14 protein-coding genes are annotated in these 16,444 nt (G+C 36.4%); 6 read left to right on the top strand and 8 right to left on the bottom strand.

Annotation, left to right across the window (positions count from 1 at the left end; all coding sequences use genetic code 11):
• Positions 1-61: 61 nt before the first annotated feature.
• A complete protein-coding gene (locus M899_RS17415; protein WP_021269826.1) occupies positions 62-1,174 on the bottom strand; it encodes a hypothetical protein in 1,113 nt (370 codons plus the stop codon).
• Positions 1,175-1,242: 68 nt separating this feature from the next.
• On the opposite strand from M899_RS17415, the gene M899_RS02495 reads away from it, so the two are divergent.
• Positions 1,243-1,875, top strand: coding sequence for a class II aldolase/adducin family protein (locus M899_RS02495; RefSeq protein WP_021269864.1), 633 nt, complete (start codon positions 1,243-1,245; stop codon positions 1,873-1,875).
• On the opposite strand, the gene M899_RS02490 is transcribed toward M899_RS02495, so the two are convergent.
• The 3 genes from M899_RS02490 to M899_RS17410 are packed head-to-tail and all read right to left on the bottom strand — an operon-like array spanning position 1,861 to position 6,376.
• Positions 1,861-2,910 (bottom strand): hypothetical protein, encoded by a 1,050-nt coding sequence (locus M899_RS02490; RefSeq protein WP_034727515.1) that lies wholly within the window; start codon positions 2,908-2,910, stop codon positions 1,861-1,863. The genes M899_RS02495 and M899_RS02490 overlap by 15 nt on opposite strands.
• Entirely contained in the window at positions 2,895-3,722 is an 828-nt protein-coding gene (locus tag M899_RS02485) for a DUF455 family protein (RefSeq protein WP_021269913.1), read from the bottom strand. The genes M899_RS02490 and M899_RS02485 overlap by 16 nt, the downstream gene beginning before the upstream one ends.
• Before the next feature lie 2 nt (positions 3,723-3,724).
• Positions 3,725-6,376 (bottom strand): helicase-related protein, encoded by a 2,652-nt coding sequence (locus M899_RS17410; protein WP_021269867.1) that lies wholly within the window; start codon positions 6,374-6,376, stop codon positions 3,725-3,727.
• Between the two features lie 143 nt (positions 6,377-6,519).
• Between M899_RS17410 and M899_RS02475 the strand changes: the two genes are divergently transcribed.
• Both M899_RS02475 and M899_RS02470 read left to right on the top strand, forming a co-directional pair.
• Entirely contained in the window at positions 6,520-7,509 is a 990-nt protein-coding gene (locus M899_RS02475) for an NAD(P)H-dependent flavin oxidoreductase (RefSeq protein WP_021269904.1), read from the top strand.
• Positions 7,510-7,516: 7 nt separating this feature from the next.
• A complete protein-coding gene (locus tag M899_RS02470) occupies positions 7,517-8,785 on the top strand; it encodes an MFS transporter (protein ID WP_021269814.1) in 1,269 nt (422 codons plus the stop codon).
• A gap of 22 nt (positions 8,786-8,807) precedes the next feature.
• Here the strand turns inward: M899_RS02470 and M899_RS02465 are convergent, their stop codons facing one another.
• Genes M899_RS02465 through M899_RS02450 form a run of 4 tightly spaced genes read right to left on the bottom strand, consistent with a single transcriptional unit; the run spans position 8,808 to position 13,376 of the window.
• Complete coding sequence (locus M899_RS02465; RefSeq protein ID WP_021269879.1) at positions 8,808-10,838, bottom strand: M3 family metallopeptidase; 2,031 nt, start codon at positions 10,836-10,838, stop codon at positions 8,808-8,810.
• Between the two features lie 8 nt (positions 10,839-10,846).
• Positions 10,847-12,103: an Npt1/Npt2 family nucleotide transporter gene (locus tag M899_RS02460; RefSeq protein ID WP_021269863.1), complete on the bottom strand. Its 1,257-nt coding sequence runs from the start codon at positions 12,101-12,103 to the stop codon at positions 10,847-10,849.
• A gap of 11 nt (positions 12,104-12,114) precedes the next feature.
• Positions 12,115-12,822 (bottom strand): hypothetical protein, encoded by a 708-nt coding sequence (locus M899_RS02455; protein ID WP_021269831.1) that lies wholly within the window; start codon positions 12,820-12,822, stop codon positions 12,115-12,117.
• 35 nt (positions 12,823-12,857) lie between these two features.
• A complete protein-coding gene (locus M899_RS02450) occupies positions 12,858-13,376 on the bottom strand; it encodes a metal-dependent transcriptional regulator (protein WP_021269870.1) in 519 nt (172 codons plus the stop codon).
• 211 nt (positions 13,377-13,587) lie between these two features.
• Between M899_RS02450 and M899_RS02445 the strand changes: the two genes are divergently transcribed.
• The 3 genes from M899_RS02445 to M899_RS02435 all read left to right on the top strand — a co-directional run bounded on the left by M899_RS02445 (position 13,588) and on the right by M899_RS02435 (position 16,342).
• On the top strand, positions 13,588-15,300 hold the full coding sequence (locus M899_RS02445) for a hypothetical protein (protein WP_021269839.1): 1,713 nt from the start codon (positions 13,588-13,590) through the stop codon (positions 15,298-15,300).
• 13 nt (positions 15,301-15,313) lie between these two features.
• Positions 15,314-15,694, top strand: a complete 381-nt coding sequence (locus M899_RS02440; protein ID WP_021269869.1) for a thiol-disulfide oxidoreductase DCC family protein — start codon at positions 15,314-15,316, stop codon at positions 15,692-15,694.
• A gap of 105 nt (positions 15,695-15,799) precedes the next feature.
• On the top strand, positions 15,800-16,342 hold the full coding sequence (locus tag M899_RS02435) for a lipocalin family protein (RefSeq protein ID WP_021269820.1): 543 nt from the start codon (positions 15,800-15,802) through the stop codon (positions 16,340-16,342).
• Positions 16,343-16,444: the final 102 nt, after the last annotated feature.

The following is a 16,444-nucleotide window of genomic DNA, read 5'->3' as shown; positions in this document are numbered from 1 at the left end:
AAGGGTAATATTTTACCAGAGGTACTAATTTAACCTTAAGATGCCTGACTTTATTAGTTAATTAATTACAGTCAGGCGCTGGTTGGACAGTGTTGATATAGTGAACTTGAACAATTCTACAGCTCTTAAAATCTGCATATGTTTTTTCAATTGCACAATCTGGAGCCTTACCATTTTGCTTACTCCACTTATAGTTCATCTCGCATTGTAGATAAGGTTTTCGATCGACACAGGCCCAATGTTTGTCCTTACAATTGTAAACAAGACCTTTCCCATATTCTTCGTAATTTGGTGCAGGAGTGAAGTCCAAAATTTCTTTTTCTTTATTTTCTAATTCTTCTGTAATTTCACTTAACTTAGATTCCAATCCAGAACCTTCTGTATTTTCCTGAGAAGTATCACTAATTTTATCACCACTATTATTTTCTGCCCCTACTGCTGTTGCAGGTTCAGTTTCTGACAAATTAAGTTGCTCTTCAACTTGCTCCGTAGAATCTGTGTTGTTTTCATTAGCACTCATTTCGCTAACTTCATTTTGTGGAGTCTCTACGAAAGGATTTTCCTCAACAACTTCTTTATTTTCCTGCACAACCTCTGGTTCAGGAATTTTTATTTCCTCAACTGGTCTTTCTTCAACCTTTGGAACTTCAGCAACTTCTTCCTTGGGTGCTACAACTTCTTCACTAACTGGCTCTTCAGCTTTTGGTTTTGTTCTCTTTTTTGGATTTTTTCTCACAACAGGGGCAGCGACTTCAGGAGTCTCTTCAGGAGCATTTAAAACAAAAGTATCTAAGAGTAGAAAACCAATGACCAGTCCCGCACCAACCCTGATAAGTAACTGCTTTTTCTTTTTAGCTTTTTCCTCGTCGCTTTCCTCGTCTTCTTCGCCCTCTTCGTCTTCTTCATCCTCATCATCGCTTTCTTCATCTGACTCAAGTTCATCAGCGATATCATCACCATCTTCTTCTAATTGCGAAATATCATGTTGGGCCGTTTTCTCTTCAGAAACGTTTGCACCTTCCTCAGAATCTTCTGCGTCATCATATTCTTCATACTCTTCACCGTCTTCTTCGTACTCTTCATCCTCAGAAGGTTTTCCACGAAATTTTTCAGGCAAAAGTTGTTTCATTTTCTCTAGACTATTGCTAAGTTTATCTTTTAAATCTTCGAGCATGGACTTCGTCCCCGAGTTATGCAATCTTATATTTATATAACATATCGAAATTTCGAGGAGAATATTTAGTGGTTATTGATGATGGTGTAATAAAATATGATTTAAGTGGATATATTCACTCAGGTAACCTTCAATCTAACGAATACTCTGCACTCGAAAAGTATCGAGAAATCCTATTTGCACTAAATCTAATCGGTGAATATCCAGAAGAACAAGTTGGCTTCGGCAATATGTCTGTAAAAATCGACTACTCTTCTTTTCACCAAACTTCTAATCCACAATTTGTTATTACTGGAACTCAAACTGGTAAATATGCTCATTTAACAGGAGAGCATTACACTAGAGTTTTAGACTATGACATTAAAGCGATGACATTAAAGGCCATGGGACCAGTGAAGGCCTCAAGTGAAGCAATTACTCACGGTGCAATCTATCTTTCAAACCACAAAATAAACACAGTCTTCCATATTCATAACGAAAATATTTGGAATGGGATGATTGAAAAAAACTTTCCTGCAACTCCTGCAAACATTCCTTATGGTACATATGAAATGGCAATGGCCGTAAAAGAATGTATGGGTGAAACTAGCGAAGGTTATTTCGTCATGAAGGGACACAAAGACGGTGTCGTCATTTATGCTCAGACACTAGAGAGATGCCACGAGCTTAGTATTGAATTAAATAATTTATTTAACCCCTAAATCCGATTTAAAAATATTTATCAGTTCTAAAATAACACTATCACTATCGGCCATGAAGTAAGCAGATAGGAATCGAACATTTTCAGGAGATGTAATCACTACGTCTTTATTATCTTTATATTTATTCAAAAGCTCATTGTATGCTTTCTCATTTAGGTTTTTAGGAAAGATATGCCATTGGCCAAATGGTCGGTGAAAGTGCTCTTTTAACGATTTTAATACTAGTCCCATTGTCTTACGATAATTTATTTCGCACATAAAATAGAGATTAAGATTTTGCTGAGCATCTTTATAAGTAAAGTTATCAAATTGGATAATGCCAGTTGCACCCATGCTTTTAAATTGGATTATTAGCTCTTTTAAAACTTTATCTCCTGCTATTCCAAATGACTGAAGAAGATCAAGAAGTTCAACATTGGTCATCAAGCGACCACCGCTGAAGCGACCAAACTGACCCATAAAATTTTCATTAGAAAAATAACTTTCATTATCAAGATCTAATGTAATACCAAAATCCATCACCCTATTAAGGTAGGGCTGATACAAATAAGGTCCATGGCCAATTTTCTTACTTACAATATTTTCATCAACTTTAGTATTACAAGCAATGACATAATTACCATTTCCTGAAACTCCAATATCATTTTTGATAAGGCTTTGATCTTCTGATACTGGAATATCTTTCAATTTATCAAAGACAATTGTTTTCGGACAATGACCGATTTTTTCACTAACTGAGAGTGCATATATTTTTGAATTTAACTTTTTTACAAGCTCTTCATTATCCAATGGCGCCCACCAGTTCAATGGCGATGCTGCTTCAAAAACATGTTCGGTATTGAAACCGAAGGACGAGAGATAATTGATGTAATTTTTAGAGTATTTACGATGAGCAAGTAATACACGTTCAGGACTTTTGTTTATAATAAAATAGATATATTCAAAGGAGGATATAATATTTTTAGAGTTAGTTTGATCTCCATTTAAAACCCATTCAAAATCTAAATTCACTCTATCTACTAATCTTTGTCCCATGACTTCCTATTTGTAAGAGTATAATCATCTCTATAACCCTCAATTTGAGCAATGAAGTCCTCATCTAGTCCAGCAAGTTTTCTTGCCTCGACATTTAATATAATTCCTTTTGCTCTTGCGGGTGTTAAATTTCCAGGAAGATGTGTTTTATAGTAATCCCAAAGTGATTGATCCTTTTTCCAAAGATTAGACCAAATACGACCAAAGGCAACGTGAGAGATTTCATCTTCTAAAACAATATTCATTATGCGAGAGCTTTTCTCATCACCTACTTCATCGAATACTTTTGCATAAAACTCAGCAAAATCCAAATTGGCCTGCTCAAAAGTTAGGGCCATTGTACTAAAGAACGCACCATAATCTTCTATATCGCCCATTTGTCGCCAAAAAAAGTCATTCAATGGATAGTCTCCAAATTCGACTTTAAATTCTTTCATTCTATTCAGATAGAGTTTTAAATGCTTTTGTTCATCAGCGATAGTTTTAAGAAGACCTTTTTGAATTAGTTGATTCTCTTTGGTGTCGGCCGCAGATAATTTCAAAATCGCGGCCGCCATCATTTCAATGGCAAGTAATTCATGATTCGCAAAAAAATGAAGCGCTAAACCTCTACGATCTTCTAAGTGAAATGTACTAATTTTGGGGAATTTGATTTGTTTTGTCGAAAGAGCAAGTTTATCACTTCTACCAGGGACACTTTTCACTTTGAAGGAAGTTGAACTTCCTTCAAAGCTGATGTCTTGTGCTGGTAAAAGCTTATCCTCTAGTGAACTACCATTTAACAGGATATTGGCATATTCATATATATTCAAAACTACTTCCTAGAGAATTTTCTTTTCCTTGATGGTTTTCTCTTATCCGAAGACCTTCTTCCTGTAGGGTCTGTATTTTTTGAGTTTCGGTTTCCACCTTTTTGATGACCACTTCCCCTCTTTTTAGGAGCGCGATCCTCACCGCCACCACGACGAAATCTTCTCTTATGAAAACAATCCTCACAGATTGGAAAACGGCTATCTTCAGGTAGCTTGCATCCACAACTTGAACAAGTTGGGACAATCTTATCACTTAATAGCGCATTGAGCTTATCAACGGCAAGTGACTTATTTTCCAATAATTCATTTTCGTCATAGAAAAAATGTTTATTATTGAAATGTCGTGATAGCCACTGGTATAGCTCAACACATTTAATCGAAGTTTCAAGATAATCAATCTCGTTTGAATTGAATTCAATTGGTTCATTATAAATTGGTTTTGCTGATACATAGTGATTAAGAATCCACATGAAGTACTGAACATGGTCAATTAGACCCAAATTCACTGGCGCACATGCGAAACCGAAAATTTCTGCATCTGTTAAAATATTGTGTGAATCGACATCCTCAACCATTTCTGCAATTTCAATCATTTCTTTTAAATCAACACAGAAAAAAGGTTTCTTAAAAGTCATCGTGTTAAAAAGACGCAGAAACTCAGATAGCTTTAGAGTCGGAAGTCCATTGCCTGCTAAAGCTCCATTTACCTGGTTAAATATATCAAGGTCAGGACCGACCATACATTGTGTACTTTGATCCAACTTAGCGGCCAAGGCCTTATTAATAATCTCTAGGCCCTCTTCAACCTTCGTTAAACATGAAACAAAGCCTGTTGGAAATCTTTGGAATCTTCCGGCACGACCAGAGATCTGCTTGATCTCACTATCCGAAATTACAAATTCCTGAGAATTTACATATTTTGTTAGTGTAGAAAAGACAATCCTTCTGATTGGAAGATTCATCCCCATTGAAATAGCATCAGTACTTACAATAACGTCTGTTTCTCCGTGATCAAATTTTCTTGCTTGCTCACGTCTAACTTCAGGACTTAACATTCCGTACACAATGGAAACTTTAAATCCAATTTTTTCAAGATCTCTTTTGTAGCGAAGTGCATTCCTTCTCGAGAAAACAACAAGTGCATCGTGTTTTTGCATCTCACTAAGTGCAATTGGTCTGGGTTCAACATTTAACTCAGTCATTCTTGTATAGTTTTTGATTTCAAGTTCATCGCCACACAAGTCTACAACAACTTTTACAAGATCAAGCGCAGATGGATCACCACATAAATGAACTTCATCAGCAAAAATATTTACAAGAGCTCTGGTCCACGCCCAACCTCTTTGTGAATCCGTTATCATTTGGATCTCGTCAATTACACAGCAATCAAACTGTTCATTAAAACGGGCCATTTCAATAGTTGAAGAAAAGTGAGTAGCACCTTCAATTTCAACGACTTCTTCTCCAGTTAGAAGTGTCGTTCTAACACCGCTGGAATTGAGAGTATCGTAAAGCTCTCCAGCAAGAAGTCTCAAAGGAGCGAGGTAACAACCGCGTTTTGCACCTTTTAGCGCCTGAATGGCATGATAAGTTTTACCAGAGTTTGTTGGCCCCATATGATATACAATCTTTCTTCTAAGCTGACGTGCACTTGCATGCACCCAAAACTCTCCTAGATATTCTTGAAGAATTTTTGAAGAAAGATCTGTTTTCTTCAGAATAACAATTGATTTAACAAACTTTTTAAATTCACGTCTTAAAAACTTTTCATTTCCCCATATATTTGTAGCAATTAAAGCATAAAACTTTTCATATTCATCATCGTTAATAAGATCTACTGGTAGCTCCATCTCAATGAGGCAATCATCAAAGAACTGATGTAAATTTCTCGTATGCAGACGGGCCAAATCTGAAGGATATTGAAATATATCTTTTTGGATATTTTTAATTTGTGTTTCTAAACGATTCAATGATGATCTTTTAAGTTTGAATCTAACTTTGTAGAAAATTTTATCAAGTTCTTTTTGCATTCCATGATAAATTCCACTTGCAGCCTCTATCCCATCATCAATTCTTTCATCAATATTTGTTCTAGCAGTTTCGATAACTTTTTTACAATCTTCAAAGACAGTATCGCGCATCTTATTTCTAAAATCGGCTACACATTTTAAACACTGACAAGCAAGATCATTTGCTTTAAGTTCAAAATCAAAATCTTCCAAAACAAGCTTTTGTGTTTTTTGGTGTTTATCTTCTTTATCACGACACCAGCGATCAATTCCCGTTAAGTGAATCTTAAAAACATTTGGATTCAAACCACCGTCTTGACCAAAAAGCATTAATTCTTTTTGAGGAAATAAACAATCTTCAAGAAAAATAACATCTAGTACATAGTCTCTTCTGAAGAACTCTTTAACTGAAAGATAATCATTTTGAAAAAACATCATTAAAGACGGATATTTTGAGAGTAGCTGCCAATATTTTGTCATTGCTTCTTCTACAAAATCCAATACTATTCCAGCATCTTCTTCAGTTCGTGCGTAATCTTCATCGCCTGAAAAATTGTTGACCTTAATGATCGTCTTTCTTTCAGTTTCTAGTAAATCACGAATATCTTTAAAATCTGGGAGAGCAGGAATTGTCTGATCTGACACTTGATAAAACCTTGTTTAGAGTTAACTAAATATTACACCACACAGGTCTTTGGGTAAATACACATTAGCCTATTTTAAAGATTCATCTAAATGTAAATATGTGCGAAAATGTATAGGATTTTAATACCTAAGGAGTCACTACTATGAAAACGTGGTTAACGGAAACTTTCAATATAAAATACCCTATTATTATGGCCCCAATGTTCCTTGTTACAAACAAAGAAATGCTTATTGAAGCAGCAAAAGCTGGAATTATGGGATGTACTCCGGCCCTTAATTGGCGAACACCAGAAGATTTCGAAGCTGGTATGAAAGAGCTAAAAGAATCTTGTCCAGGCCCATTTGGAATCAACCTCATTGCGAATAAATCAAATATTCATTTAAAAAAACAACTCGACGTTTGTGAGAAATATCCACCAGCATTTGTCATTACTTCCCTAGGAAGCCCTGAAGAAATTATCAGAAGACTTAAACCACATGGAACAAAAGTTTTTTGTGATGTTGTTGATGTTGCTTATGCGAAAAAAGTTGAAGCTCATGGAGCAGATGCACTAATTGCCGTAAACTCAGGGGCCGGTGGTCACTGTGGTCCGATTCCCGCTTCTATCCTCGTCCCTCTTTTAAAAAAAGAATGTAATATTCCCGTTATCAGTGCAGGTGGAATTGGTACAGGTGCTGGTCTTCTCTCAATTATGGCATTGGGATGCGACGGCGTTTCAATTGGTAGTCCCTTCATCTCGACTAAAGAAAGTGGCGTTTCAAAAGAGTATAAAGAGGCCTGCGTTAATTATGGTGCACAAGATATCGTGCTTTCTGACAAAATTTCAGGTACTCCATGTACAGTTATTAAAACTCCTTACGTTGAAAAAATTGGAATCAATCAAAATTTTCTAGAGTCATTTTTAAATACAAATAAAACAGTTAAAAAGTATGCCAAGATGCTAACTTACTATAAAGGTATGAAGCTTGTTGAAAAGGCCGCATTTTCAGCTACCTATAAAACAGTATGGGTTGCAGGTCCATCAATCGAATTTATTAATAAGATTGAACACGTTCACGAGGTTGTCGAAAGGCTAATTTCAGAATATAAAATTGCATTCGAGGATCTCAATAAAATAAAAATATCAGAGTAAAAAATAAATGTTAAAGCTTCCTAAACTCCTGCAGTTGCCAAATTTCTCAAAACTTTACTACGCCGGGCTCACAAGTGAGCTCGGATCATTTATCACAGAAACTGCATTAATGATGCTCGTTTTCAAATTAAGTACCGGCGACAAGTCGCAGCTTGGTCTTATGAGAGCGGCATTTCTTATCTCGCTAACTCTGGGCTCTCTTGTCGGTGGCCCCATTGGCGAGAAATTTAACAGAAGAAATGTTCTTCTATTCGCAAATGTTTGTCGTATTCCATTCGTGATCTCGCTTTTCTTCTTTCACAATTTCTACAACATCATTATTTGCGATGCACTCATTGCTTTCTTTACAGGGCTTTATAATCCATCAAGACAAGCAATGATTAATGATATTGTCCCAAGTAAAGATATTGTCAGTGCCAACTCGTTGTTTGGCGCCACCGTTGCAATTCTTCACATGATAGGTCCTTTTGTCGGTGCAACTCTTTTTGCTGCCTTTGGTGGAATTTACGAAATCATTACTTTCGATCTGCTAACTTATATTTTTGGAATTGGTCTACTTTTGAAAATAAACTATAGACCTCCACAAAAGAAGGCCCATGGGCAGGAAAAAACTAGCATCTTACACGACCTCAAAGAGGGACTTCGCTACGCATATAAGAGAAATGATCTCTTGGCCCTACTTATCAATTGCGCCGTTGGAGGCTTTTGTATTGGAATTCTCTTTCCTCTACTTCTGCCCTTTACTGCGGAAGTTCTAAAGCTCAAAGAAGCTGAGTACGGAATTCTACTTTCAATCTTTGGAATGGGTGGAATCGTTGGTGGTTTTTTGTGCCATAAAATTTCCAACAAGTATATGCCTGGAAAACTTATTGTCGTAACTTCGGCAATAGAACCTTTTATCATGCTTACTTGGGTTCTCGTTCCTATTTATTGGTTTAGTGCTGCAGTTTTCTTTATTTGGGGGCTATTTGTCTTTATTAGAATACCTTCTCAACTAAACTATGTTTCAAAAACAGTTCCAACAGAATACCTATCGCGTACTCATTCGATTCTCGATTTGTCTTTTGTTATTCCTAATATTTCAGGAGGAATTTGTGTGGCCCTTGTGGGAAATCGTTTTGAAACGATGGATATGCTTCTGGCCGCATCAGTGATATTTATCGTTCTTATCATTCCAAGATTGATGTCAAATAATATGCAGAGTCTTTATAGAGATGAAGCAGAAATTGTCACCAGAGATGAATCAGTTCAAGATACAGTTCAGCCGCATGTTTAATGCGGCCAAACTGATTAGATCATTAAATTAAACCGGCACGTCTAAGAAGAGCATCCGTATTTGGCTCGGCCCCTCTAAACTTCTTATAAAGCTCCATTGGATGCTCAGAACCACCACGTGATAGAACGTTGTCTCTGAACTTTTTCCCGATCTCTTTATTGAAGATACCGTTTTCTTTGAAGTATTCAAATGCATCTGCATCTAGAACTTCTGCCCATTTATACGAGTAGTATCCAGCAGAATAACCACCAGCAAAGATGTGGCTAAAGGCACAACTTGAGCTTGTTCCAGGAATTTTTGGAAGAAGCTTAACTGATTCAGTAGCTTTTGCTTCAAAGGCCATTACATCAGAAATATCTGATGGGTTACCTGAGTGCCATGCCATATCTAAAAGACCAAAAGTTAGTTGTCTAATAGTCATGTAACCTTCACCAAAGTTTGCTGAATCTTTTAGCTTTTGCACTAATTCTTCAGGAATCAACTCTCCAGTTTGGTAGTGCTTAGCGAATAGATCTAGACATTCTTTCTCATAGGCCCAGTTCTCAAGAACTTGAGATGGAAGCTCTACGAAGTCCCAAAATACATTTGTACCTGCAAGTGACTTATATTTACAGTTTGAAAGCATACCGTGAAGTCCATGTCCAAACTCATGAAAAAGTGTTGTTACTTCACCAAAAGTTAAAAGAGAAGGCTTCGTCTCAGTTGGTTTTGTAAAGTTACAAACGTTAGAGATAAGTGGACGAACATCTTTACCATGGTGTTGGTGCTGTTCTCTGAACATAGTCATCCATGCTCCACCTCTTTTTCCAGCTCTTGGGAAGAAGTCAGCATAGAAAAGTGAGATGTGTTTTCCATCTTCATCTTTTACTTCATAAGTCATTACATCTTTGTGATATTTTGGAATGTCATGTCTTTCTTCAAAAGTTAAACCGTAAAGTTTATTAGCAACTTTAAATACACCATCAATTACGTTTTCAAGTTTAAAATAAGGCTTAAGCATTTCATCATCAATGCTATATCTTTCTTTCTTTAGTTTCTCGAAATAGTAACCATAATCCCATGGCATAAGTTCTTCGATACCATCCAATTGCTTAGCATAATCTGCGACTTCAACAACGTGAGCTTTAGCAGCAGGAAGACCTTTGTCTTTTAACTTATTTAAAAGTGTAAATACGTTGTCAGCATTTTGGGCCATTCTTTCTTCAAGTACGAAATCTGCGTGAGTTTTATAGCCAAGAAGATTTGCTCTCTCAAAACGAAGATTAGCAATTCTCTTTACGATTTCTTGGTTGTCTCTCTCATCGCCTTTGCAACATTTTGAAGCAAAAGCGCGAGACATTTTCTCACGAAGAGCTCTATTGCTAGCATAAGTTACAAATGGAACATAGCTCGGGTATTGAAGTGTGAAAACCCACTTACCTTCATGTCCTTTCTCAGTAGCTGTCATAGCAGCAGCTTCGATAACACCTTCAGGAAGACCTGCAAGATCATCTTTGTTATCTAGAACCATTTCAAAGCTATTTGTTTCTTTTAGAACATTATCACTGAACTGAATTCCAAGAGTTGATAACTCAGTATCAATAGCTCTTAACTTGTCTTTTTTCTCATCTGATAAAAGTGCACCGTTACGAGTAAATGATTTGTAATTCTTCTCAAGAAGAGTCATTTGCTCACCAGTCAAGTTTAGAGAATCTTTCTTGTCCCAAACTTTTTTAATCTTAGCAAAAAGTCCAGCATCTAAAGTTACATCATTTCCAAACTCAGTAAGTTTTGGAGAGAAAACTTTATCGATCTCAGTCATCTCGTCATTTGTTTCAGCACTTGTTAAATTTGAAAAAGTATAAGCTACTGTATCAAGTAGAAGTCCTACTTTATCAAAGGCCTCAATAACATTTTCAAAAGTTTCTTCTTCTGTATTATTTTTAATGGCCTCAATTTCAGCCTTCGCATCAACGATGGCCTTTTCTAGAGCTGGTAGGTAGTGCTCGTTTTTAATTTTATCAAATGGAATGGCCTCAAAAGGCGTATCAAATTTTTCAAAAAATGGGTTCATTCTATCTCCTAAACCTTTATCAATTTTCGTTGTAGTTTAAACAACGGAATAAGTATTAATAACCATAAAATCAGACAAATGGCCAACAATGAGTCGATAAATACCATCGATTGGACAAAGATTAAAATGAAGGAAATCAATCCTTTAGAGAATCGATAGACCACCATATCAATCAAATACTTAGCACCATACTTCTGCTTTGCGTCCAATGGGAAATATAACATCTCTTTTGCCGCTGAAAAAAGAGAATAATCAAATCCCTTATACAGGACAAACATTGAGGCCACTGGCAACAGACCATTAGTTCCTCCAATTAAAGAAAAAAGGAAGAAAACCATATAGATGATGGGCACACTAAAGTGAATACGACTATTTTTCACCATTTTAAATAAAATTGGGATAATCACAATTTGCAAAGCAAAGCTGACAATACTGATGATGGAATACAAGTTTCCAAGATAAGCGGCCTTATCGACCTCACCAAAAACAAATTTTTCGAACTCTAAATTGAATTTAAAATTCGCCAGATTGATTACAAATTGAGTTAACAGAACAAGAGTTGCAATTCCAAAAACATAGTATTTAACTTCAACAATTGACTTTAAAGGTGAATCATCTTTATGTTTTATATTTTGATCTTGAATGACATACTCACGCTTTTCATAAAAAAATGCTGCCCCAAGAATCACAATAAGAACCCCAAGCATACTCACAGCGATTAAATTCTCAAGTCCTGTTACAATCGTCATTTTCTTCGTTAGATAAACTGTCGCCTGCCCCCCTAGAATACTTCCAATACTCGCAATGGCACCTAATGGCCCATAGACAATTTTTGCAGTTTCATAAGTGAGAATGGTGTTCATATAACCCAGTACTATGTGAACTAAAATGACAATATAGACTTCTTTCCAAACGTATAAAGGGTAGGCCCAAAATTTGTGCCCACTGACAATCATCGCATTACAAAGCGAGAAAATGATTAATGAGAAAAAACCAATGCTCGCAAATAACTTATGAACGCTATGCTTTGTTTGAAATTTATTGAAAATCAAAATAGAAATACTTAGTGTTATGACAGAATAAACCCAAACGAGAGGAGAACTTTTCGCTTTATACACTTCAAGAAAGATGGCCTCTGAAGTTGCTCTAATCATAGGGTAAGAAAAATAGAGTAAAGACAGCGTGGCACAGATTTTAAATAAACTAGATTTTTGACCCTTATCGAGTGACGATAATTCGGCCTTAATTTCTTTTAGAATTTTCAATTTAAACTCACTTAACGAATATAAAGAATGTAATTGTATGTAACGTTAGATTTCTCACTTCCGTAACTAACGCCTACTGGAATACCTATTTTTTTATCTTTTTTATTAATCTCATCTTTCATCGAACCAATATCTACTGGATCATTTTTTTGAACAGTAATTGCAGTCGAAAGACTATCGCGACCATAATTTTTCTCAATGCTAAGAGTGATCTCATATGACTGTGAACCACGTTTTTCACACTTCAGATAATAGTCATCACCATCCATTTTAAGGAGCCCAGGTCTGCCCTCCCCTAAGAGCATTTGGCTTGTGGACTTACCGCTTCCTTGTACAGTTTCTTCAATTAAGCGAGTTTTACTCCCAACTTGGACTTTCTTTATAACTTTTCTTTCTTTTTCAGTTCTTTGAATTTCAATTCTACAATTTTGTGAAACAGCTGGCGCAAGAGAAGCTTCTTTTTGAGAGCGATAAGATGACTTCACTCTATATTTTGTTGAAATCAATCCATCAATCAGAGTCATTCTATCGTCACTACCAACTTCAAATTCAACACAGTACTCTGTTTGATTAATTGATAAAGATTCTCCCTCTAGTAAGAAGGGCGATATTTCTTTTTTTATATTTTCCAATGAAGTGTGGCGGTCAAAACAGCGACCATAAAATGCAGATACATTTAAGGAGAGGATTGTAATTAGTAAGAGAGTAACTTTCTTCATTTCGCCTTCCTTGGCAAAAAATTAAAGGTCGAAAATTACTCGTCGACCTTTAGATATTTATCACCCTCTTGTTTTTCCATGAAATCTTCTGCGGTTTTGAAATCGCAAAGATCTAAAGAGGTTTCAAAGTTTGGTAGTTTCTTTCCGTCCTTGCAGCTACATGCAAGCATCTTCATAAATTCAAAGAATTTTTCACTCGTTTCATGGCTCATCAAGTGCTCCATCATACAAGAATCTCTTTCGGCCACTCCTTCTTCAACTCCTACGAAGTCTTTAAGGAAATAGAAAAGTAAAGTTCTTGATGAAAGAATTCTGTGAACTTCTTCGTGACCTAGATCAGTAAGGATTACAAACTTGCAATCCTCTTCTTCTTCAACAAGGCCTTTTTTCTTCAAGTTATTTAAAGCAGTTGAAACACTGCCTTTCGTTAAATTTAAATCTTTTGCAATGTCAGTCACACGCGCAAAGCCCCTTTTTTCTTTTAACTTATGGATCGTTAAAAGATAGTGGACCATTGAATGCGACAATTCATTTTCTCTTTCTACTGTATTCATAATTCCTTTTTAGCAACACATGATGCGGTAGTCAAACGTCAATAATAATTTGCACTTATTTACGGTATAAAGCACTCTGCAAGGCACAATAAGCTCCTGAAATCACACATATTGCAAAGAGGAAGATATTATCCCCTGCCTTGAAAGTAGGCACTCAAGGTAGAATAGGATCACTATATCAAAGAAAACAGTAACTTCGAATGTGAGCGCCATGAGCAAAAAACTACTAAGAACTCTATTAACGACGACCCTTATTTGCCAGCTTAGTTTTGGTCAGGCGATCTCTAATACGACAGGTAATCAAGTCGATGAGAACAACCTCACAGATCAAGAGAAGTGGACGAGTGAAAACTACTTCCATGAAGGTAAGGCCTCGCGAATATTAGAAGAAGAATGTCGTAATGGTGATAAAAAAACTCAAGAGATTTGTGATGGACGAGACCCTAATGCGAAAAAGGCCATGATGGTTAAGGCCTTAACTCAAATGTATACAATGATCGTTACTGTAATCCCAGACATGGGAAAAATTTCTAAATCTGTTGATGTAAAACCGACAGATGGGACAACTCCAAAAGCTGCTTCACAAAATGGTCCAACAGCAAAATCACAGGGCCCAGGAAATGCTCCAAACGCAAATAATACAGGAACTAACAATACAAACGGGACAAATTCTTCGAACTCTAATTCTTCATCAGGAAAACCAGATGAAGAAAAATCGAGAAATGACTATTGTCGATTTATTGCGACGGCCACAGAAGGTCTTGCGATGTTTCAACAACAGCTTGGTCAAACTAATATTGGCGGAGAATTGAAAGAAGAGACAGCTCAAAGACAAGCTCTTGAGAAGGCCTACCTTTCTCACAAAGAAAGAGCAAAAACAGCTAAGATCCAGACTCTTGGTTGGGGTGGAACAACAGCATGTTACGTTGCCATGGCCGCTAAGCCGATGGTTACAGGGCAGGCCGATTGGAAAACTTATTTAAAGACTGCTGCGGCCGCAACTCTAACTGTTTATTATAATGGTGTCATTGGTGACCACGAAGATTATATGGCCAAAGTTCAGTCTATTAAAAATAGACTTCCAAAAGCGGGAGATTGTAATCCTATTACTGAAAAAGATTGTTACTGTTCAGAGCCTTCAACTCAATGGGACACTCAGCACTGTGAAAAACAAATTAAGAAAAAACTTATTGCAGAAAATTCAGTTTATGTAAGCTGTGTTGATAATAATATGAAAGTTGATGAAGACTGTTCATGTGAGCAGTCTGATACTTGTTATGATAGAAAAGTTCTCGATACAATGGTGAAGTTTTCAGGACCAAATATTGTCGGTTCAAAATCACTAGAGTCTTTGAATTCACTTTTCACTGGTGAATTGAAAAATGGAAAGATCTCTGGAACACCAGATGCCAATCTTTTAGCAATGGCAAAGAAAGCTCTTAAAGATCAGAAGTTCAAAATCACTTCAAAAGTTCCTTTATCAAATGATCAAAAAGAAGTTTTTGAAGGCCTAAAGCTCTTGGGTGTTGATAATGAAGTCGCAAAATCATTAGCGGCCATGCCATATGATGAATCTTCAGCTGCCAATACTGCGAAATTTACAAATCCAAATGAAAATGCCGCAAATGTAAAAACAGCGAGCACTGGAAATTCAAGATCTAATGTCATCACGTTCACAGGGGGAAGTGGTCTTAACAAAGACAAGAGCAATAAGAAGAAGGATGACTTTAATTTTAAAAACTATTTCGACAAGCAACTTAAAGGCAAAAAGAATCAAGAAGCTGGTCAAGAAAACGTACTTAAGTTTGCTGAAAGAGCTCAACAGGGAGCTCAAATTACAAAAGATACATCAAGACCAATCTTCGATATTGTATCAAGAAGATACCAAGTTTCGGGCTGGCGAAGATTAGAAGTTAAAGAATAGAAAAGGAGATCACATGGATGTGAACGAAAACGAAAATAAGACGGCCTACCTCTTCTACGATGAAGAATGCCCCCTATGTTTACGCTTTAAACAGGCGCTAGAGAGAGTTCCTGGTACAGAGCATATTAAAATGGTCTCTATCCACTCTGAAGAAATGAATACATTTTACGATCTTGATAAAGAAGACTGTCATAACGTTATCCATCTCATTAATGAAAAGGGTGAAATACTTAAAGGTCCAGAAGTTGCTAACTACTTGGCCCATCAATTTCCCATGGTTTCTAAATTTTCATGGCTTCTTGACTCTGAAGTTGGGAAGAAGGCCCTGAATAAGATGTATGAGATCGCTAATAAGTACCGCAAGCATTACTCAAAAAATTGTCCAAATTGTTAAAATCACATCCACTGTGGCCATGTACATATTTTGTCTAGGCCACAGCTCTTCACCTTGAATTAGAATTTTCCTATAGTCTCAAGAACTCATCATAAGGAGAATTCTATGAGATTAAGCTTTTGCATGATTACTCTATTGTTCTTTTCTCTTCTCAGCACAGCTCAAGCTGAACAACTTAAGCACGATCCTGAAGTTACAAATTATGTTCACCTCGATCAATACCTAGGAACTTGGTATGAGGTTGCTCGCTTTAAAGATCATCCTTTTCAAAATGATTGTCTTTCAAGTAAGGCCGAATATTCCATCGATGGTAAGTTCATCGCTGTAAAGAATAGTTGCAAAACTCTTTCTGGCGAAATCAAAGTTGCCCATGCTCTTGCCAAAGTTAAAGACAAAGAAACAAACGCAAAGCTTAAAGTAAGCTTCGTTCCATTCTTCAATCGATTTGGATTATTTGCAGGAGACTATTGGATTCTTGATACAAAAGAAGATAGCTACTCACTTGTGGGAGCTCCCAATAGAAAATTTCTTTGGATATTAAGCAGAACACCTGTTCTTGATGAGGCCATTATGAATGATCTAAAGGCCAAGGCAAAAGAGCAAGGATATGATCTAAACAATTTGATTGAAACGAAAACTTGGGAATAAAAAAAGCGCTCATAAGAGCGCTTTTTTATTATCTTGTTAGAACTTTTCTAGAATAGATTACTCTGTTGTAAGGAGCAAAGAAAAGAAGAACAAAAACCCAGC

It is taken from the genome of Bacteriovorax sp. BSW11_IV, from assembly GCF_000447755.1.
Lineage (GTDB): Bacteria > Bdellovibrionota > Bacteriovoracia > Bacteriovoracales > Bacteriovoracaceae > BSW11-IV.
Note: the sequence above shows the minus strand (reverse complement) of the source record. Positions and strands in the feature narration are given on the sequence as shown.

Coding starts and splice junctions, on each gene's coding strand:
- M899_RS17415 (WP_021269826.1), bottom strand. CDS start 1,174: ATGCTCGAAGATTTAAAAGATAAACTTAGCAATAGTCTAGAGAAAATG.
- M899_RS02490 (WP_034727515.1), bottom strand. CDS start 2,910: ATGGGACAAAGATTAGTAGATAGAGTGAATTTAGATTTTGAATGGGTT.
- M899_RS02475 (WP_021269904.1), top strand. CDS start 6,520: ATGAAAACGTGGTTAACGGAAACTTTCAATATAAAATACCCTATTATT.
- M899_RS02470 (WP_021269814.1), top strand. CDS start 7,517: ATGTTAAAGCTTCCTAAACTCCTGCAGTTGCCAAATTTCTCAAAACTT.
- M899_RS02465 (WP_021269879.1), bottom strand. CDS start 10,838: ATGAACCCATTTTTTGAAAAATTTGATACGCCTTTTGAGGCCATTCCA.
- M899_RS02455 (WP_021269831.1), bottom strand. CDS start 12,822: ATGAAGAAAGTTACTCTCTTACTAATTACAATCCTCTCCTTAAATGTA.
- M899_RS02450 (WP_021269870.1), bottom strand. CDS start 13,376: ATGAATACAGTAGAAAGAGAAAATGAATTGTCGCATTCAATGGTCCAC.
- M899_RS02445 (WP_021269839.1), top strand. CDS start 13,588: ATGAGCAAAAAACTACTAAGAACTCTATTAACGACGACCCTTATTTGC.
- M899_RS02440 (WP_021269869.1), top strand. CDS start 15,314: ATGGATGTGAACGAAAACGAAAATAAGACGGCCTACCTCTTCTACGAT.
- M899_RS02435 (WP_021269820.1), top strand. CDS start 15,800: ATGAGATTAAGCTTTTGCATGATTACTCTATTGTTCTTTTCTCTTCTC.